Origin of the sequence: Pseudorhodoferax aquiterrae, assembly GCF_014652235.1 — a bacterium.
Lineage (GTDB): Bacteria > Pseudomonadota > Gammaproteobacteria > Burkholderiales > Burkholderiaceae_C > Pseudorhodoferax > Pseudorhodoferax aquiterrae.
This window is the reverse complement of sequence record NZ_BMYK01000010.1, coordinates 39,254-58,739: the sequence shown is the minus strand read 5'-3', so window position 1 is coordinate 58,739 and position 19,486 is coordinate 39,254. Positions and strand designations below refer to the sequence as shown.

Annotated in this window: 17 protein-coding genes; 7 read left to right on the top strand and 10 right to left on the bottom strand. The window is 70.1% G+C overall.

The features are described 5' to 3' along the window. Positions 1-84: 84 nt before the first annotated feature. Genes IE209_RS16925 through IE209_RS16910 form a run of 4 tightly spaced genes read left to right on the top strand, consistent with a single transcriptional unit; the run spans position 85 to position 5,694 of the window. Positions 85-2,193, top strand: coding sequence for a TonB-dependent siderophore receptor (locus IE209_RS16925; protein WP_189688123.1), 2,109 nt, complete (start codon positions 85-87; stop codon positions 2,191-2,193). Next, on the top strand, positions 2,193-2,918 hold the full coding sequence (locus IE209_RS16920; RefSeq protein ID WP_189688122.1) for an ABC transporter ATP-binding protein: 726 nt from the start codon (positions 2,193-2,195) through the stop codon (positions 2,916-2,918). The genes IE209_RS16925 and IE209_RS16920 overlap by 1 nt, the downstream gene beginning before the upstream one ends. After that, positions 2,915-4,342: a DUF3526 domain-containing protein gene (locus tag IE209_RS16915; RefSeq protein ID WP_189688121.1), complete on the top strand. Its 1,428-nt coding sequence runs from the start codon at positions 2,915-2,917 to the stop codon at positions 4,340-4,342. Before IE209_RS16920 ends, IE209_RS16915 begins: the two co-directional genes overlap by 4 nt. Further along, the gene (locus IE209_RS16910; RefSeq protein ID WP_189688120.1) at positions 4,339-5,694 is read left to right on the top strand and encodes a DUF3526 domain-containing protein; all 1,356 of its coding nucleotides are present in this window, start codon (positions 4,339-4,341) and stop codon (positions 5,692-5,694) included. Before IE209_RS16915 ends, IE209_RS16910 begins: the two co-directional genes overlap by 4 nt. A 49-nt stretch (positions 5,695-5,743) precedes the next feature. Here the strand turns inward: IE209_RS16910 and IE209_RS16905 are convergent, their stop codons facing one another. The 8 genes from IE209_RS16905 to IE209_RS16870 form a co-directional block, all read right to left on the bottom strand. Then, positions 5,744-6,721: a tripartite tricarboxylate transporter substrate-binding protein gene (locus tag IE209_RS16905; protein WP_145551058.1), complete on the bottom strand. Its 978-nt coding sequence runs from the start codon at positions 6,719-6,721 to the stop codon at positions 5,744-5,746. Positions 6,722-6,815: 94 nt separating this feature from the next. Then, positions 6,816-8,069 (bottom strand): phenylacetate--CoA ligase family protein, encoded by a 1,254-nt coding sequence (locus IE209_RS16900; RefSeq protein ID WP_189688119.1) that lies wholly within the window; start codon positions 8,067-8,069, stop codon positions 6,816-6,818. Next, the gene (locus IE209_RS16895) at positions 8,066-8,905 is read right to left on the bottom strand and encodes an ABC transporter ATP-binding protein (protein ID WP_189688118.1); all 840 of its coding nucleotides are present in this window, start codon (positions 8,903-8,905) and stop codon (positions 8,066-8,068) included. Before IE209_RS16895 ends, IE209_RS16900 begins: the two co-directional genes overlap by 4 nt. 4 nt (positions 8,906-8,909) lie before the next feature. Then, positions 8,910-10,217 carry an ABC transporter substrate-binding protein gene (locus IE209_RS16890; RefSeq protein WP_189688117.1) on the bottom strand — a complete coding sequence of 436 codons (1,308 nt, stop codon included), beginning with the start codon at positions 10,215-10,217 and terminating at the stop codon, positions 8,910-8,912. 29 nt (positions 10,218-10,246) lie between these two features. Further along, complete coding sequence (locus tag IE209_RS16885) at positions 10,247-11,308, bottom strand: branched-chain amino acid ABC transporter permease (RefSeq protein ID WP_189688116.1); 1,062 nt, start codon at positions 11,306-11,308, stop codon at positions 10,247-10,249. A gap of 3 nt (positions 11,309-11,311) precedes the next feature. Beyond that, positions 11,312-12,241, bottom strand: coding sequence for a branched-chain amino acid ABC transporter permease (locus IE209_RS16880; RefSeq protein ID WP_145551068.1), 930 nt, complete (start codon positions 12,239-12,241; stop codon positions 11,312-11,314). A 12-nt stretch (positions 12,242-12,253) separates the two neighbouring features. Beyond that, positions 12,254-13,078, bottom strand: coding sequence for an ABC transporter ATP-binding protein (locus IE209_RS16875; RefSeq protein WP_189688115.1), 825 nt, complete (start codon positions 13,076-13,078; stop codon positions 12,254-12,256). 14 nt (positions 13,079-13,092) lie between these two features. Further along, positions 13,093-15,039 carry an AMP-dependent synthetase/ligase gene (locus tag IE209_RS16870; protein ID WP_189688114.1) on the bottom strand — a complete coding sequence of 649 codons (1,947 nt, stop codon included), beginning with the start codon at positions 15,037-15,039 and terminating at the stop codon, positions 13,093-13,095. Between the two features lie 101 nt (positions 15,040-15,140). On the opposite strand from IE209_RS16870, the gene IE209_RS16865 reads away from it, so the two are divergent. The 3 genes from IE209_RS16865 (at position 15,141) to IE209_RS16855 (ending at position 16,974) form a co-directional block, all read left to right on the top strand. Next, complete coding sequence (locus IE209_RS16865) at positions 15,141-15,881, top strand: Crp/Fnr family transcriptional regulator (RefSeq protein ID WP_189688113.1); 741 nt, start codon at positions 15,141-15,143, stop codon at positions 15,879-15,881. Between the two features lie 62 nt (positions 15,882-15,943). Further along, positions 15,944-16,381, top strand: a complete 438-nt coding sequence (locus tag IE209_RS16860) for a FecR family protein (RefSeq protein WP_189688112.1) — start codon at positions 15,944-15,946, stop codon at positions 16,379-16,381. Beyond that, the gene (locus IE209_RS16855; RefSeq protein ID WP_229882908.1) at positions 16,381-16,974 is read left to right on the top strand and encodes an OmpA family protein; all 594 of its coding nucleotides are present in this window, start codon (positions 16,381-16,383) and stop codon (positions 16,972-16,974) included. Before IE209_RS16860 ends, IE209_RS16855 begins: the two co-directional genes overlap by 1 nt. Here the strand turns inward: IE209_RS16855 and IE209_RS16850 are convergent, their stop codons facing one another. After that, positions 16,975-19,098, bottom strand: a complete 2,124-nt coding sequence (locus IE209_RS16850; protein WP_189688110.1) for a CHASE2 domain-containing protein — start codon at positions 19,096-19,098, stop codon at positions 16,975-16,977. It abuts the gene before it with no gap. Further along, a complete protein-coding gene (locus IE209_RS16845) occupies positions 19,095-19,484 on the bottom strand; it encodes a response regulator (protein WP_189688109.1) in 390 nt (129 codons plus the stop codon). Before IE209_RS16845 ends, IE209_RS16850 begins: the two co-directional genes overlap by 4 nt. Positions 19,485-19,486: the final 2 nt, after the last annotated feature.

Sequence of the window (19,486 nt, the reverse complement as noted above, 5' to 3'; positions counted from 1 at the left end):
CCCGCGGCTCCCGTCCGGCCCTCACCGGCCACCGTCTCAGCCTGCCTGCCATCCCGCCGGCCGGCGCCTTGCTGCCTGTCACCCATGCCCATCGCCCCGTTCACCCTGCGGCTGCTGCCGCTCGCGCTCTGCACCGCCCTGCCCGTCCTCGCCCAGGACGCCCAGCTCTCCACCGTCGAGGTGGTCGGCCGCACCGCCTCCGGCGCCTACCACGCCGAAGAAGCGGCCGGCGCCAAGACCGAACTGCCGCTGCGCGAGCTGCCGCAGTCGGTGCGCATCGTCACGCGCCAGGCCATCGACGACCTGGGCGCGACCAAGGTCGACGACGTACTCGACTACGTGGGCGGCGTCTCGCGCCAGAACAACTTCGGCGGCCTGTGGGACAACATCGCCATCCGCGGCATGCCGGGCGACCAAAACATCGGCATGGCCACGCTGTTCAACGGCTTCTCGGCCGGCCGCGGCTTCAACGCGCCGCGCGACCTGGCCGGCGTGGAACGCATCGAGTTCCTGAAGGGGCCGGCCGCCGCGCTATACGGCAGCAGCGAACCGGGCGGCACGCTCAACGTCGTCTCCAAGCGCCCGCTCTGGAAATCCGCCCATGCGGTGGAAGCCTACGGCGGCAGCCATGGCCTCAAGCGCGGCGCGCTCGACAGCACCGGCCCCCTCGCCGACAGGCTCGCCTACCGGCTCAACATCGCGGTGGAAGACCGTGACGGCTGGCGCGACCACGTCGGCTCGCAGCGCCAGGTCATCGCGCCGGCCTTCACCTGGAAGATCACCAACGACACGGTGCTGGAGTACACGGGCGAGATCCTGCGCCACGAGACCGCGCTGGACCGCGGCGTGGTGGCCGTGGACAACCGGCTCGGCGCCATCCCGCGCACACGCTTCCTGGGCGAGCCGGCCGATGGCGACGTGCGCGTGGACAACCGAACGCACCAGGCCATCCTCTCGCACATCTGGGACAGCGGCTGGACCGGCCGGCTCGGCCTGTCGCACCGCACCACGGGCATCCACGGCACGTCGACCGAGGCCTTGGACCTCCAGCCCAGCGGCCTGCTGACGCGCCAGCGCCGCCTGCGCGACTACGACTCCGACGACCTCGCCGTGCAAGCCGAGCTGCAGGGCAAGCTGGAGGCCTCGGGCCTGCAGCACGAGCTGCTGTTCGGCATCGAGCGCTACCACTTCGACATGGACACGCTGATGCAGCGCGTGAACGGCGGGCCGACCTACGCCATCGACATCTACAACCCCATCTACGGCCAGGCCCGGCCCACGCCCGCGGCCAACACCGACACCTTCGAACGCCAGCGCAACACGGCCTTCTACCTGCAGGACGCGATCACGCTGGCGCCGGCATGGCGGCTGCTGGCCGGTGTGCGCGTGGACCGCTACGACCAGACCATGCTGAACCGCCGCACCGGCGTGCAGACGCAGCAGGAGCCGACCTCGACCTCACCACGCCTGGGTCTCAGCTGGCTGCCTTCGTCGCAATGGACGCTATACGCCAATGCCGGCCGCTCGTTCCGCCCCAACACCGGCACCGACAGGGGCGGTGCCGACTTCGCGCCCGAGACCGGCCGCGCGCTGGAACTCGGCGCCAAGTGGGAAAGCCGCGACAAGCGCATCGGTGCCACGGCCGCGCTGTTTGACATCCGCAAGCGCAACGTCAAGACCACAGACCCGACCGACGCCAGCCAGTCCATCGCCGCCGGCGAGGTCCGCTCGCGCGGCCTGGAGCTGGACCTGGCCGGACAGATCAACACGCACTGGCGCCTGAACGCCAGCCTGGTGCTCAACGACGTGGAGATCACGCGCGACAACAACCTGGAGGTGGGCGGCCGCCTGCTCAACGTGCCGCGCGTCAACGGCAGCCTGCTGGCGGTCTACGAGGACGCCTTCGCCAACGGCCAGCGTTTCGGCATGGGTGGCGGCGTCACGCACACGGGCAAGCGCCTGGGACAGGCCCGCACCCAGGCCGAGGTCGAGGCCGGTACGGCCGCCTTCGAGCTGCCGCACTACACCACGGCCAAGCTGGTCGGCTACTGGCGCATCACACCGAACTTGCGCCTGACGCTGGACGTCGACAACCTCTTCGACGCCACCTACTACACCAGCTCGTACAGCCGGCTGTGGGTCACGCCGGGCATGGAGCGCTCCATCACCGTCGGCCTGCAGGCGAAGTTCTGATGGCCACCCGCGCACTCCACGCCCAGGCGGTCGAGGCCGGTTATGCGGGCCGCAGCATCCTGCGCGGCCTGGACCTCGCCGTCGCGCCCGGCCAGACCTACGCCCTGCTCGGCGCCAACGGCGCCGGCAAGACCACCACGCTGGGCCTGTTCCTGGGTTTCGTGCAGCCCACGTGCGGCCGGGTGCGCGTGCTGGGCGCCGACCCCGTGGCTAAGGCCGCCCAGGCGCGCCGCCAGCTCGCCTACATCCCCGAGAACGTGGCGCTGTACGAGCACCTGAGCGCGCGCGAGAACCTGGCCTACTTCCTGGACCTCGCGGGCCAGCACCAGGGCGCGGACGCCATCGCCGCCGCGCTCGCGCGCGCCGGCCTGGACTCCATGGACCATGGCCGGCGCGTGGCCGGCTTCTCCAAGGGCATGCGGCAGAAGGTGGCCATCGCGCTGGCGCTGGCGCGCCAGGTGCCGGTGCTGCTGCTGGACGAGCCGACCTCGGGCCTGGACCCGCAGGCCCAGGCCGAGTTCAGCCGTCTGCTGGTCTGGCTGCGCAGCGAGGGTGTGGCCATCCTGATGGTCACGCACGACCTGCTGGGCGCGGCCCAGGTGGCCGACCGCATCGGCTTCCTGGACCAGGGCCGTCTGCTCGACGAGGTGGCGGCCAGCGGCCCGGAGCGCTTCGACGTGCGCGCGCTGCATCGGCGCTACGCGACGGCAGGAGCGGCGAAGTGAGCCCCGTGCTGCGCATTGCCACCGAAGAGTGGCGCTGGCTGCGGCGCGACCGCGTGGCCGTTCTGGGGCTGGCCCTGGTGTTGCTGCTGACGGCCGTGTCCATCTTCCACGCGGCCGAGCAGCGCGAGGCGCTGGCGGCCGAACGTGCGCGCCGCCAGGGCCAGGTGGACAAGGCATTCGAGGCCTCGCCCGACCGGCACCCGCACCGCATGGTGCACTACGGCCACTTCGTGTTCCGGCCCTTGAATCCGCTGGCCGCCTTCGACTCCGGCGTCGATGCGCAAACCGGTCACACGCTGTTCCTCGAAGGCCACCGCCAGAACAGTGCCAACTTCAGCGAGGCGCGCCAGTCCACGCTGCTGCTGCGCTTCGGCCAGCTCACGCCGGCCTTCGTGCTGCAGGTGTTGGCGCCGCTGGTGCTGGTGTTCGCCGGTCACGCCATGCTGGCGCGCGAACGCGAGGCCGGCACGCTGCGCCAGCTGCTGGCCCAGGGCGTTCGGCCGGCGCAGATCGTGCAGGGCAAGCTGCTCGCGCTGGCCGGCCTGGCCGTCGTTCCGCTGCTGCCGGCCTGGTTGGCATTGGCCTGGATGGCGCTGGCCACGCCGGCCTCGGCGCTGCTGGCCTGCGTGCTCGCGGCGGGCTACACGCTGTGGCTGGCGCTGTGGGTGCTGGGCACCGTGTGCGTCTCGGCCTGGCTGAAACAGGCGCGCAGCGCGCTCGTAGCGCTGCTGGCCGTCTGGGCCGTGGGCGTGATGCTGCTGCCACGCCTGGCCGCCGAATGGGCGGCGGCGGAGCGGCCATTGCCCACGCGCGTGGAGACCGACATCGCCATCGCACGCGAGCTCGCGGCCCTGGGCGACAGCCACGACGCCAAGGACCCCTACTACGCCACCTTCCGCGCGCGCACGCTCGCACAGTACGGCGTCAGCCGCGTGGAAGACCTGCCGCTCAACTACAAGGGCCTGGTCGCCATGGAGGGCGAACGCCTGACCTCCGAACTGTTCGTGAAATATGCCGCCGCCGGCTTCGCGCAGCAGGAGGCCCAGTTGCAGGCGGTCGACCGCTTCGCACCACTGGCGCCGGTGCTGGCGCTGCGCCGCCTGTCCATGGCTGCGGCCGGCACCGACCTGGCGGCCTACCGCAGCTTCCTGGAGCAGGGCGAGCGCCACCGCTACCAGCTGGTGCAGGCGCTGAACCGGCTGCAGGCCGAGAAGCTCACGCTGGCGACCGACCGCTCCAGCCGCGACGACCGCATCGGCGCCGCGCACTGGCACGATCTCGCGCAGTTCCAGTTCGAACCCGCCCCCGCGAGGCAGGCGCTGCACGCGGCAGCGCCTGCGGCCGCGGTGCTGCTGCTGTGGCTGGCCGCCCTTGCAGGCGCGCTGGCCCTGGCCACGCGCCGGATCGCGCAGGTGATGCGATGAGGGTCTGGCTGCACGAATGGCGCCTGCTGGCGCGCACCCCGCTGGCGGCGCTCGCGCTGCTTCTGCTGCTGGCGCTGTCCAGCCTGGCCGTGGGGTCCGGCGCGCGCGAGGTCGTGCGCCAGCAGCGGACCCTGGAGCGGCTGGCCCCGCTGCAGCAGCAGGATCTGGCGGCCCAGCTGGCCAAGCCCCTGGCGCGCGGCGATGCTGGCGCGGCCGCCTACTACGGCCAGCATCCGACCTCGAGCCCGCCCTCGGACACTGCCTTCCTGGCCGGAGGCTTGCGCGACAACGCGCCGCTGCTGCTGCGCGTGCGCGCGTTGGCGCTGCAGTCGCAGCTGCACGAGGGCGAGAGCTTCAACCCGGAACTGGCCCTGACCGGCCGCTTCGACTGGGCCTTCGTGCTGGTCTACCTTGCGCCGCTGGTGCTGGTCGCGCTGCTGTACGACCTGGTATCGGGCGAGCGCCGGGCCGGCCGGCTCGGTATGCTGCTGGCCCTGCCCGGCGCCGGCGCGCGGCTGTGGCTGCGCCGCGCCGGCCTGCGCGCAGCACTGGTCCTGCTGTGCCTGCTGCTGCCGGTGGCAGCCGGTGCAGTGGCGCTCGGCACGCCGCCTGCGGCGCTGACGACCGCGGTGGCGTCCTCGGTGGCCTATGTGGCGTTCTGGACCGGCTTGTCCATGCTGGTCGGCGCACGCGGCCGCAGCCCGGCCGCCCATGCCACGGCGCTGATGGGCTGCTGGGTGCTGCTGACCCTGGTGCTGCCCACGCTCGCCCAGGCCGCACTGACACGCGCTTTGCCCGCGCCCCAGGGCGTGGAGCTGGCACTGGCCCAGCGCGAACAGGTGCACGGCGCCTGGGACCTGCCGCGCGAAGAAACCATGGCGCGCTTCTTCGCCAGCCATCCGCAGTGGCAGGACACGGCGCCGCTACCCGCGGGCTTCCACTGGAAGTGGTACTTCGCGTTCCAGCAGCTCGGCGACGAGGCTGTGGCGGCCGACGTGCAGGCCTGGCGCACGACACTGCTGGCACGCCAGCGCTGGACCGAGCGCCTGGGCTGGCTTCTGCCCGGCGTCGGCGTGCAGGCCGCGCTGCACCGGCAGGCCGCGACCGACCTGCAGGCCCTGCTGGCGCAGCAGGATGCGGTGGCGGCCTTCCACCAGCGGCTGCGCGGCTACTTCTACCCGCACCTGTTCGCCGACAAGCCCTTCGACGCGAACGCCATCGGGGCGCTCCCGCGCTTCGCTGCCGTGCCGCCAGCCACGCAGGGCTGGGGCCCATCCCTCGCGGCCCTGGCCGTGCTTGCTGCGCTGGCGCTGGTGGTCGGCGGCCTGGCCACACGCCGGCTGCAGGCGTAAAAAAGCCGCCGAGACCACCCGGCGGCTTCTCTCGGGACGGGGACCGGCTTCAGTCGGCGTACTGGCCCGCGGCCTTGATGACGGGGCCGAAGCGCGCCACTTCGGCCTGCACGAACTTCTTGTGCTCGGCCGGTTCCACGCGCTTGTCGTTCGTCACGACGGCGCCCAGGCCCTCCTGCTTCTTGATGAAGTCCGCATCCTTGAGCGCGGCCTTCAGTGCCGTGTTGATCTTGGTCAGCACCGGCGCCGGCGTTCCCTTGGGGGCGTACAGACCGTGCCAGATCGTGACCTGGAAGTTCTTCATGCCGGCCTCGTCCAGGGTCGGCAGGTCCTTGAGCGCGGGCGTGGTCAGACGCTTGGCCGTGGTCACGGCATAGGCCTTGACCTTCTTGGCCTCGATCTGCGAGGTGGTGTTGGTGGTCTGGTCGCACAGCAGGTCGATCTGGCCACCCAGCAGGTCGGCGATGGCCGGTGCCGTGCCCTTGTAGGGCACGGTGGTCATCTCGGCCTTGAGTTCGCTCTGGAACATCAGCCCGCACAGATGCGAGGCCGAGCCGATGCCGGCGTTGCCCAGGTTCACCTTGCCGGCGTTCTGGCCGATCCAGGTGCGCAGCTCGGCGAAGTTGTTGGCCGCCAGGCCCGGCTTGCCGATCAGCGTCATGGGCACGTCGTTGACGATGCCCAGGTACTCGAAGTCGGTCTCGTAGTTGTAGGACAGCTTGCGGTACAGCACCGGCGTGGTGGCCATGCCGACATGGGTCAGCAGCAAGGTGTAGCCATCGTTCTTGGCGCGCGCCACCTTGGTCGTGCCGATGGTGCTGCCAGCGCCGCCCAGGTTCTCGATCACGATGGGGTTGCTGTTCATCTGGCGCTGCATGGCCTCGGCCAGGTCGCGCGCCACACGGTCGGTGGGGCCGCCGGCTGCGAAGGGCACGACGATGGTGATGGGCTTGCCGCCCGGGAAATCCTGGGCCTGTGCGCCCAGCGCGGCAACCGCCAGCGCGGCAGCCGTCAACAGCTTGTTCATCTTGACTCCTCTACAACCGAAGTGAAATAACGGCGCGGATGGTAGCCCCCCAGGATGTGTAGGGAAATTCAGACAAGCCCCAGGATGGGCCGCGTCAGCGGTAGCTGCGCTGGTCGTCGATGAGCTTGCCGTCCTCGGGCAGGCTGCCCACCGCGCACCACTGCACCTCGCCGCGCAACTTGGTCAGTTCACGGATGGCCTCGGCCACGCGCGCGCGCAGGCCCTCGTCGGGCGCGGCGCACTCCGCATGCAGCGCCATCGCATCGCTGGCCATCTCGCCGCTGACGATCAGGCGCACGCGGCCGAGCGCGGGGAAGCGCCGCACGATCTCCTGCACCTGGGTGGGGTGCACGAACATGCCGCGCACCTTGGTGGTCTGGTCGGCCCGGCCCATCCAGCCCTTGATGCGCGTGTTGGTGCGGCCCGTGGGACAAGGCCCCGGCAGCACGGCCGAGAGGTCGCCCGTGCCGAAACGGATCAGCGGGTAGTCGGCGTCGAAGCTGGTCACCACGACCTCGCCGACCTCACCCTCGGCGACCGGCAGGCCGTCCGGCCCGACGATCTCGACGATGACCTGCTCGTCCAGCACCAGGCCCTCGCGCGCGGGCGTCTCGTAGGCGATCAGGCCGATGTCGGCCGTGGCATAGCACTGGTAGGCCGCGATGCCCTGGGCGCCGAACCAGTCGCGCAGCGAGGGCGGGCAGGCCTCGCCGCTGACCAGGGCCTTGGAGATCGACAGCGGCCGGCCCGCGGCCTTCTCCAGCGCGATCTTGAGGAAGCTCGGCGTGCCGCAATAGCCATGCGGGCGCAGGTCGGCCATGGCCTGCAGCTGCATCTCGGTGTTGCCCACGCCGCCCGGGAACACCGTGCAGCCCAGTGCCAATGCGCCCTCTTCCATCATCGCGCCGGCCGGCGTCAGGTGGTAGCTGAAGCTGTTGTGGACCAGCTCGCCCGCGCGAAAGCCGGCGGCGGCCATGGCCCGCGACATGCGCCAGCTGTCTTCGTCCTGGCCCTGCGGTTCGTAGAGCGGGCCGGGCGACTGGAACACGCGCTTGGCACGCCGCGCCAGGTGCAGGCCGGTCCAGCCGCTGGCCGCGAAGCCACCGAAGGGATCGCCGCCGGCCGCGCGCGCGGCCTGCTGGCGCGCCAGCAGATCGTGCTTGCGCAACACGGGCAGCGCCGCCAGCGCGCCACGGCTGTTGACCGTGGCCGGGTCCACCTGGGCCAGCCGTTCGGCCTGCGCCGGGCTGTGCGCCTTGGCGTGCGCAATCGCTGCCGGCAGCGCAGCCATCAATGCGGCCTCGCGCTCGGCCGGGTCGCGCGCCTCGCGCGCATCCATGAATGTCATGCCAGCCACCTCTTGCGGCGCTTGTAGCTCTTGACGTCACGGAAGCTCTTGCGGCCTTCGCCGCCGGTGCCCAGGTAGAACTCCTTGACGTCTTCGTTCTCGCGCAGCGCGCTGGCCGCCCCGTCCATGACCACGCGCCCGCTCTCCAGGATGTAGCCGAAGTCCGCATAGCGCAGCGCCATGTTGGTGTTCTGCTCGGCCAGCAGAAAGGTCACGCGCTCCTTGGTGTTGAGGTCCTTCACGATCTCGAACACCTCCTCGACGATCTGCGGCGCCAGCCCCATGGAGGGCTCGTCGAGCAGCACCATCTTGGGGTTGGCCATCAGCGCGCGGCCGATCGCACACATCTGCTGCTCGCCGCCCGAGGTGTAGGCCGCCTGGCTGGTGCGCCGGGTCTTGAGCCGCGGAAAGTAGGCATAGACCTTCTCCAGCGTCGCGTCCACGGCGCCCTTGCCGTCGCGGCGCGTGTAGGCGCCGGTCATGAGGTTTTCCTCGATGGTCAGGTGGGCGAAGCAGTGCCGGCCCTCCATGACCTGGATCACCCCGCGGTCCACGAGTTCGGCCGGCGTGAGGTTCTCGATGCGCTCGCCGCGCAGCGCGATCGAGCCCTTGGTCACCGCGCCGCGCTCGGCGTGCAGCAGGTTGGACACCGCCCGCAAGGTGGTGGTCTTGCCGGCCCCGTTGGCGCCCAGCAGGGCCACGATGCTGCCTTCGTCCACGCGCAGCGAGACGCCCTTCAACACCAGGATCACGTGGTTGTAGATGACCTCGATGCCGTTGACATCGAGGAATGCTCCAGGAGATTCGCGGCGCTCGGCCGAAGGCACTGCGGACATGGTCTTAGGAGCAGGAACGCGGCGTGATCTTCTTGTCGGTCGCGTACTTGGCCGACAGTTCCTTGACCAGCGGATCGATCAGGCTCTTGTCGGCCTGGTACCAGTCCGAGGTGATGTTCCACTTGCCACCGTCCCACTGCACGATGCGCGCCCAGTCGGTGCCCATGTGGTTGCTGCAGGAGGTCTTGACGGGCCGCATGATCTCGCCGAAACCCAGCGCCTTGAGCTTGTCGGCCGTGAGGTCCAGGTTCTCCATGCCCCACTTGATCTGCTCGGGCGTCATGACCTTGCCCTTGCCGAACTTCTCCTGCGCGGCGCGGATGGCTTCGACCTGCAGCATGGAGATCATCATGCCGCGCGTGTGCGCCATCACGCCGACCTCGCTAGCGTTCGATGCCGTGCCCTGGCCTTTGTCGTAGACGAACTTCTTGAGGTCGTCGTGCACCTTGTCCTTGGCCGCGCTGTTGTGGATGGTGATCGCGTTGTAACCCTTGGCGCCGGCGCCGATGTCCTTCACGTCGTGGTCCGAGCCGGCCCACCAGATCGCGTAGATCTTGTCGCGCGCATAGCCCGTGGCCTGGGCCTCACGCACGGCGGCGGGCGTCATCACGCCGGCCGACCAGAGCAGCACGTAGTCGGGCCGCTGCTGGCGGATTTGCAGCCAGGTGCTCTTCTGTTCCACGCCGGGCGGCGTGACCGGGAACAGCGAGAGCTCGAAGCCGTCCTTGGCGGCGCGCTTTTGCAGCAGCGCGATCGGCTCCTTGCCATAGGGCGAGTCGTGGTAGACCAGCGCGATCTTCTTGCCCTTGAGGTTGCCCTTCTCCTTCTTGAGGATGTCCTGCACCATCACGTCGGCGGCGGTCCAGTAGGTCCCCAGCAACGGGAAGTTCCATTCGAACACAGTGCCGTCGACCGATTGCGACAGGCCGTAGCCCATGGTCACCACGCTCATCTTGTCGGCGAAGGCCTTGTCGGTCACGGCGAAGGTGATGCCGGTGGACTGGGTATCGAAACCGGCCGCGCCGCCGCTCTTGCCCTTCAGGCGCTCATAGCACTCCACGCCCTTGGCCGCGTCGTAGGCGGTTTCGCACTCCTCGAAGCTCAGCTTGACGCCGTTGACGCCACCGTCGCGTGCGTTGACGAGCTTGAGGTAGTCCTGCTTGCCGTCGGCCCACGGGATGCCCAGCGGCGCGAACTGGCCCGTGCGGTAGACCAGGAGCGGCACGAACTGCTCGGCCTGGGCATGGGCGCCGGGCGCGGCCAGCATGGACAGGCTGGCAGCGGCGACGGCGGCGAGGGTTTTCAGCTTCATGGGATGTCTCCTGGGGGTGGGTGAAGAACTCAGTGAGGGAAAGGCCACAGGCGCAGCTTCTCGCGCGCCGTAAGCCACAGGCGCGCCAGGCCATGCGGCTCGACGATCAGGAAGAACACGATCAGCGCACCGAAGATCATGTGCTCCAGGTGCGAGGCCGTGGCCGTGGACAGCGGCAGGCCCAGCCAGTGCGGCACGTAGTTCAGGAGCAGCGGCAGCAACACCATGAAGGCCGCGCCGAAGAAGGCGCCCGAGATGGAGCCCAGGCCGCCGATGATGACCATGAACAGCAGCTGGAACGAGCGGTCGATGCTGAAGGCGGCGGGCTCCCAGGAGCCCAGGTGCACGAAACCCCACAGCGCGCCGGCCACGCCGACGATGAAGGAGCTGACCGCGAAGGCCGACAGCTTGGCGTAGACCGGCCGGATGCCGATCACGGCGGCCGCCACGTCCATGTCGCGGATCGCCATCCACTGGCGGCCGATGGCGCCGCGCACGAGGTTCTTGGCCAGCAGCGCGAACACGCAGACGATGGCCAGGCACAGCAGGTACTTCTGCACCGGCGTCTCCACCGGCAGGCCGAAGAACGACAGCGCGCCCACGCTGACCGAGCCCGAGGGCGAGTCGTTCGTGACCCACTTGACGCGGTTGGTGAACCAGTCCGTGAAGAACTGCGCCGCGAGCGTGGCCACCGCCAGATAAAGCCCGCGGATGCGCAGGCTGGGAATGCCGAACAGCACGCCGAACACCGTGGCCGCCAGGCCGCCGCCGATCAGCGACAGCAGCAGCGGCAGATCGAAGCGCACCTGCAGGTTGTAGGCCGCGTAGGCGCCGATGGCCATGAAGGCGCCCGTGCCCAGCGAGATCTGGCCGCAGTAGCCAACCAGGATGTTCAGGCCCAGCGCGGCCAGCGCGAGGATCAGGAACGGGATCAGCACGGCGCGGAAGAAGTAGTCGCTGGCGAGCATGGGCACGGCGACGAAGGCCACCAGCAGCAGCGCGTACATCGCGACCCGGTCCTGCAGGACGGGGAAGATCTGCAGGTCGGCGCGGTAGGTCTGCTTGAACTGGCCGTTTTCTCTGTACAGCATCGCTTAGACCCGATCAATGATTTTGTCGCCGAACAGGCCTTGCGGCCGCACCAGCAGAAAGCCCAGGGCCAGCACGTAGGCGAACCAGTTCTCGATGCCGCCACCCAGCATGGGGCCGATGTAGATCTCCGAGAGCTTTTCGCCCGCGCCGATGATGAGCCCGCCCACGATGGCACCCGGCACCGAGGTGAGCCCGCCCAGGATCACCACCGGCAGCGCCTTGAGCGCGACCAGCGAGATCGAGAACTGCACGCCGAGCTTGGAGCCCCAGATGATGCCGGCCACCAGCGCGACGATGCCGCCGATGGTCCAGACGATGACCCAGATGCGCGACAGCGGAATGCCGATGGACTGCGCTGCCTGGTGGTCGTCGGCCACGGCACGCAGCGCGCGGCCGGTCGGCGTCTTCTGGAAGAACAGCGTGAGGCCGATGACCAGCATGGCCGAGACCAGCGCCGCGTAGAGGTCTTCCTTGCTGAGCAGCAGGCCGCCCTCGAAGGTGTTCTCCAGCACCATCATCGGGTCCTTGGGCATGCCCACGTCGATCTTGTAGGTGGCACTGCCGAACAGCAGCTGGCCCGCACCGTCGATGAAGTAGGCGATGCCCAGCGTGGCCATCAACAGCGCGATCGGCTCCTGGCCGACGAGCTGGCGCAGCGCCAGCCGCTCGATGAGCCAGGCCAGACCCGCCATCAGCGCGATCGCCGCGACCAGCGCCATCGCATTGGCCAGCAGCAGGCTCTCGAAGCCCAGCCACTTGGGGAACCACTCGGAAAAGCGCGCCATGGCCAGTGCCGCGAACAGCACCATGGCGCCCTGCGCGAAGTTGAAGACGCCCGAGGCCTTGAAGATCAGCACGAAGCCCAGCGCCACCAGGGCGTAGAGCATGCCGGCCATGAGGCCGCCGAACAGTGTTTCGAGGAAAAAGCCCATCGCAGCTCGCCTTCAGTGGGTGGTGCCGAGGTACGCGCGGATGACGTCCTCGTTGGTGCGCACTTCGTCCGGCGTGCCGTCGCCGATCTTCTTGCCGTAGTCCAGCACGACCACGCGGTCGGAGATGTCCATGACCACGCCCATGTCGTGCTCGATCAGCACGACGGTGGTGCCGAACTCGTCGTTGACGTCGAGGATGAAGCGGCACATGTCCTGCTTCTCCTCTACGTTCATGCCGGCCATGGGCTCGTCGAGCAGCAGCACCTGCGGCTCCATGGCCAGGGCCCGGCCCAGGTCCACGCGCTTTTGCAGGCCGTAGGGCAGGCGGCCCACGGGCGTCTTGCGGAAGGGCTGGATCTCCAGGAAGTCGATGATGCGTTCGACCTTCTCGCGGTGCGCGATCTCCTCGCGCTCGGCCGGGCCCCAGCGCAACGCCTGCAGGAAGAGGTTGCTCCTCATGCGCAGGTTGCGGCCGGTCATGATGTTGTCCAGCACGCTCATGCCCTTGAACAGGGCCAGGTTCTGGAAGGTGCGGGCCACGCCCATCTCGGCCACCTGGCGCGAGTTCATGTGCTTGAAGGTCTGGCCGCGGAAGGTGATGGCGCCTTCCTGCGGCGCATAGACGCCGTTGATGCAGTTGAGCATGGAGCTCTTGCCGGCGCCGTTGGGGCCGATGATGGCGCGGATCTCGTGCTCGCGCACGTCGAAGCTGATGTCGGTCAGCGCCTTGACGCCGCCGAAGCGCAGGCTGATGTTGCGCACCTCCAGGATCACGTCGCCGATGCGGCGGCCCGAGGCCGGAGACTGCGACGAGGGCGGCAGTTGGGTGTCGGTCATGGTGGGGTTGAACATCAGGCGGCCTTGCGCACGGCGGGGAAGGTCTTGGTGTCGAGGATGTTGAGCGTGGCGCTCACGCTGCCCGTGCGCCCGTCCTCGAACTTGACCTGGGTTTCGATGAACTGCTCGGCCTTGCCGCCGTACAGCGCGTCGATCAGCACCGCGTACTTCTCGGCGATGAAGCCGCGGCGGACCTTGTTGGTGCGCGTGAGCTCGTTGTCGTCGGCGTCCAGCTCCTTGTGCAGCACGAGGAAGCGGCTGACCTGGCTGCCGGCCAGCATGGCGTCCTGCGCGAGATCGGCGTTGACCTTTTCCACGCACTCGCGCATGAGTTCATAGACCTCGGGCTTGCCGGCCAGATCGGTGTAGCCCGCGTAGGGCAGGTTGCGGCGCTCGGCCCAGTTGCCCACGGCCTCGAAGTCGATGTTGAGCATCACGCAGACCGTGGCGCGGCCGTCACCATAGGCCACGGCCTCCTTGATGTAGGGGAAGAACTTGAGCTTGTTCTCCACGTACTTGGGCGCGAACATGGCGCCGTCGTTGGCGCCGCCCGCGAGGCGGCCCACGTCTTTCACGCGGTCGATGATCTTGAGCTGGCCGCTGGCGTCCAGGAAGCCGGCATCGCTGGTGTGGTACCAGCCGTCGGCCGTCAGCACCTCGTCCGTGGCCTTCTGGTTCTTGTAGTAGCCCTTGAGCAGGCCGGCCGAGCGCACCAGGATCTCGCCGTTGTCGGCCACCTTGATCTCCACGCCCTCGATGGGCACGCCCACGGTGTCGGCGCGCACGGCGTTGTCCGGCTGCAGGCAGACGAACACGGCGGTCTCGGTCGAGCCGTAGAGCTGCTTCAAGTTGATGCCGATGGCGCGGTAGAAGGTGAACAGGTCCGGACCGATCGCCTCGCCCGCGGTGTAGGCCACGCGCACGCGCGAGAAGCCCAGCGTGTTGCGCAGCGGGCCGTAGACGCACAGGTCGCCCAGCGCGTAGAGCAGGCGGTCGCCGAGCGAGAGCGGCTTGCCATCCATGCGCGCGGGGCCGACGCGGCGTGCCACGTCCATGAAGCGGTGGAACATCGCGCGCTTGAAGCGGCCGGCATCCTCCATGCGGATCATGACGCTGGTGAGCAGGCCCTCGAACACGCGCGGCGGCGCGAAGTAGTAGGTCGGGCCGATTTCCTTCAGGTCGATGCCGACGGTGGCGGCCGACTCGGGGCAGTTGACGGTGTAGCCGCAGGCCAGCCACTGCGAGTAGCTGAAGATGTTCTGGCCTATCCAGGCCGGCGGCAGGTAGGCCAGCACGTCCTCGGCCGCGGTCAGCTTGTCGAAGTCGGCGCCGGCGCGGGCGCGGTTGAGCAGGCTGCGGTGGGTGTGGACCACGCCCTTGGGGTTGCCCGTGGTGCCCGAGGTGAAGAACATGGCGCCCACATCGTCGGGCCGGCCCTGGTCCACCTGGGCCTGGAAGAAGCCGCTGTCCTGGGCGGCGCGGGCCTTGCCGAGTTCCAGCAGCTCGGTGAGGCCGGCCAGGCCGCTTTCGCTGTAGTTGCGCAGGCCGCGCGGGTCGTCGTACCAGATGCGGGCCAGTGCCGGGTACTTGCTGCGCACCTCCAGCATCTTGTCGACCTGCTCCTGGTCCTCCACCACGCACATGCGCACTTCGGCGTTGGACAGCGGGAAGACGCATTCGGCCGCCACCGCATCCTGGTACAGCGGCACGGGGATCGCGCCCAGCGCCTGCGCGGCCAGCATGCAGGCGTACAGCCGCGGCCGGTTGGCGCCCACCACCGCGAGGTGCTCGCCGCGCTGCAGGCCGGCCAGGTGCAGGCCGCAGGCGGCGTGCTCGACCATGGTGGCCAGGTCGCGCCAGGTCAGCGTCTGCCAGATGCCGAACTCCTTCTCGCGCATGGCGGGTGCGTCCGGGCGTTCGGTGGCGTGCTTGCGCAGCAGTTGGGGAAAGGTGGTGTCCATGACGCTCCTCAATTCGGCTCCGGCAGGCGCAGCCATGCAGAAGTGGGGGCATCGTAGGCGGGACTTTGACGCCAGGATGTCGGCTCAACGACAATTTAAGGGTGACCCCTCCCCAGGACTTACCCGAAGCCCCGCTGCACCAGCGCCGCCGCCCACCGACGGTACGCGAACTCGATGCCATTCCCTGGCTGGCCGAACTCACGCCACCCGAGCGCGCCGGCGTGCTGCCCGAGATCACGGCCGTCAACGCCCGCCCGGGCGACCATGTCTGCCGCATCGGCCGGCCCGTGACCTACTGGTTCGGCGTGATCGAAGGCCTGCTCAAGATGAGCTCCGAGACCGCGCTGGGCCAGACCATGACCTTCGCCGGCCTGCCTTCGGGCGGCTGGTTCGGCGAGGGCACGGCCTTGAAGCGCGAGCCCTACCGCTACAACGTGCAGGCGCTGCGCGCCAGCGTGGTGGCCGGCATTCCGGTGGACAGCTTCCACTGGCTGCTGGACCACTCGATCGGCTTCAACCGCTTCGTCATGAACCAGCTCAACGAGCGGCTCGGCCAGTTCATCGCTGCGCGCGAGATCGACCGCCTGGCCGACCCGGACGTGCGCGTGGCGCGCAACCTGGCCGCGCTGTTCAACCCTGTGCTCTATCCCGGCGTGGGCCAGGTGTTGCGCATCACCCAGCAGGAGCTGGCCTACCTCGTGGGGCTGTCGCGCCAGCGCGTGAACGAGGCCCTGGCCACGCTGCAGCAGGCCGGGCTGATCCGCACCGAGTACGGCGGCCTGCGCGTGCTGGACCTCGAACGCCTGCGCACCGAGGTGCCTGGCCGGGCCGCTGTCACCTGAAAGCGCAGGTGTATCGTTATGTGTTCTCCGACCCACTCCGCGCCGCGCACAGGCTCCCCCCCATGAAACAGCTCCTCCTCTTCCTCGGCGCCGCATTGGCGCTGACCGCCGGCAGCGCGATGGCGCAGGCGGCCGGCTATGTGAAGACCACCAGCGGCCAGGCCATCATCTTCTCGGCCGGCAAGAGCGTGCCGGCCCAGCCCGGCATGGCGCTGGCGGTGGGCGACGTGGTGCGCACGGGCGCGGACGGCAGCCTGGGCATCACGCTCAAGGACAACACCATGCTGTCCTTCGGTCCCTCGACCACCTTCACGCTGGACGAGTTCCTGTTCGCGCCGGCCGAGGGTGGCCTGCAGCTGGGCGGCAGCATCGCGGCCGGCAGCCTGCAATACGTCTCCGGCGCCATCGCCCGGCTCAAGCCCCAGGCCGTCCGGATCAAGACGCCGACCGGCATCATCGGCGTGCGCGGCACGCGCTTCGTCGCGGTGGTGCAGCCATGATGGCGCGCTGCTGCGCCCTGCTCGCCGCCCTGCTGCTGGCCGGCTGCGCCACGCCGCCGGCGCCGCCGCGGGCCTATGTCGCGCTGCTGGAGAACGCCGACGGCAGCACCGGCCGCGTGGTCTACAGCAGTCCGGCCGGCGCCGCCGAGCTGCAGGCGCCACGCCAGGCCGTGGCGCTGGATGGCCCACCCACGGTGTTCAGCGTGAGCCCCGAGCAGCTGCAGCGCGACGCCGGCGCGGCCATGGCGGCCCAGCCGCGCGCACCGCGCGTGTTCGTGCTGTATTTCGACGTGGGCAATGCGCAGATCACGGCCGCCTCCCAGGCGCTGCTGGCCGACATCCTGGCCGACGTGAAGAGCCGCCCCACGGCCGACCTGTCCATCGTCGGCCACACCGACACCGTGGGCAGCGCCGAGCAGAACGCGGTGCTCGCGTTACGCCGGGCCGAACAGGTCGGCCAGCTGCTGAAGGAGGCGATCGCCGCGGCCCAGCATGTGGACATCACCTCGCACGGCGAGACCAACCTGCTGGTGCCCACGCCGGACGAGACCGCCGAGCCGCGCAACCGGCGCGTCGAGGTCACGGTGCGCTGATCACTTCCCGTCGAGCACGATGAGGTCGCCGCGCTCGCCGCGGCGCAGGCGCTCCAGGTGCATGCGCACCAGGGTGTCGTCCGGCTGCTGCCGGGCCAGCGCTTCGAACAGCGCCAACACATCAGGCGCTCCTTGCTCCAGCGCGGCGTAGGCTTGCGCATACGCGGCCTGCGCGGCTGCGTCCACAGGGCCCGGCAGACCGTCGTGCAGCGGCTGGAACACGCGCAGCGGCCGAGTCTTGCCCTTGGGCAGCAGCCGCGCCACCGGGCGCACCTGCGCGCCGCTGCAGCCCGCCAGCGTGGCCTCGGACACGCAGACGCGCGTGCCCAGGTACTTGTTGGCGCCTTCGAGCCGCGAGGCGGTGTTCACGGCATCGCCCAGGGCTCGGTAGTCGAACATGGTGCGGCCGCCGAAATTGCCGACGATGACCTCGCCGCTGTGCACGCCGATGCGCGTGTGGCCGAGCGGGCGGCCCCGCGCGTAGACATGGGCGAAGCGCTGCATCTCCAGCGCGCAGTCGTAGGCGCGCTGGCGGTGGTCGCGCTGGTCCAGCGGGGCCGAGAACATGATGGCCAGCGCGTCGCCGATGATGCGGTCCAGCGTGCCCTGGTGGCGGAACACGATGGCGATCATGCCGTCCAGGTAGTCGTTGAGCAGGCCCACGGCGTCGGCCGGGTCGATGCGCTCCATGAGCCCCGTGAAGTCGATGAGGTCGGTGAAGATGAAGCTGCACTCGCGCCGCTCGCCCGACAGCGCCAGCTGCTCGGGATGCCGCACGATGTGCGAGACCAGGTTCGGCGAGACATAGCGCGAGAAGGCACGCGCGAGCCAGCGCCGGCGCCGTTCGCTGGCCTGGTAGCGCACCACGCTGGGCACGAGGAAGGCGGCCAGCACGCCGAGCGCCGGCGTCAGCGGATCGACCAGCAGATTGCGGGCCGAGAAGGCCCACCAGCCCAGGCCGGCGAACAGACACAGCACGGCCAGCAGGGCCGCCGTCGACGGCAGTGGTCCACGCCGCAGCGCCAAACCGCCGACCAGCAGGCCACCCAGCAGCAATGCCAGCGCCTCGAGCGCCTCCATCTCGGCCGGCCGCCGCAGCGGCGTGCCGGACAGCATCTGCTCCAGCGCCTGCGCATGCACCTCCACACCGGGCACGACGCTGCCCAGGGGCGTGAAGCGCAGGTCCTGCAGGCCCTGGGCCGAGCTGCCCACCAGCAACAGGCGGCCGCGCAGGTCCCCGCCATCGACCTGGCCCTGCAGCAGCTGCCAGGCCGGGATGCGGCGCGCCGGGTCGCCATGGCCGAAGTGCAGCCAGAGTTCGCCGTCGGCCGTGAGCGGCAGCGCATGGCGGCCCACGCGCAGTTCGCGCAGACCGCCGGCCGGCCCGCCATCGGCGCGCAGCAGGAAGTTGTGCTGGCCCTGCGCCACGCGCAGCATCTCCACCGACAGCGAGGGCAGCAAGCGCTCGCCCGTGCGCAGCACCAGCGGCACGCGCCGCAGCACGCCGTCGCCGTCGGGCAGGAAGGACAGCGCACCGAACCCGGCCGCCCCCTCGGCCAGCAGCGGCAGCGGTGCCACCACGCTACCCCCTTGCGGCACGTAGGCCAGCGCCGGCGCGCCCAGCTGCACATAGCGGGCGCGCTCGGGCAGTGCGGCCGCAGATCCATCGGGCCGCAGCGAAAAGCCCAGCACGGCCGGCGCACCGGCCAGGCTGGCGGCGAAGCGCACATCCGGGTCGGGCAGGGCCAGCACGGCGGCACGCGCCGCGGCCGGCAGTGCCGCCAGCTGCGGCAGGGCCCGCGGTGCGCTGCGGTCGGGCTCGGCGAACACGGCGTCGAAACCGAGCACCGCGGCCCCGCCCGCGCGCGCACGCTCGACCAGTTCGGCCATGCGCGTGCGCGGCCAGGGCCACTGCCCCAGCCGCGCCAAACTCTCCTCGTCCACGTCGACGATGCGCACGCCCATGTCCTGCGCCACGCGCGGCTGCCAGCGCTGGTACTGGTCGAACACGGCATGGCGCATGGCGCGCAGCCAGGCCGGATCGGCCAGCACCACAGCCAAGGCCAAGGCCAGCGTCGCGCCCAGCACGGCCAGTTGGCCGACCACCCGCCATCGACGCTTCATGCGCTGCCGCCGGCCAGCAGGCCGCGGATGCAGTCCAGCAGCACGGCGCGCTGGAAGGGTTTGGTCACGACCGCGCTGGCGCCGGCCTGCAGGGCGCGCGCATGGTCCTCGGTGTCCGCGCGGGCGGTCAACAGCAGCACCGGCAAGCTGGCGTAGCGGGCCTCGGCACGCAGCAGGCGCAGCAGCGTCTCGCCGTCGACCTCGGGCATCATCGCGTCGGTGAGCAGCAGGTCGGGCCGCTGCGCCTGCAGCGCGGCCAGCGCCGCGCGCCCGTCGGCCACCACGCTGACGCGGTAGCCCTCCAGCCGCAGCAGGCGCTGCAGGTTGGCGCGGATCTCCGGTTCGTCCTCGGCCACCAGGATGCTGGGGCCGGTCGGGTGTCCCACGC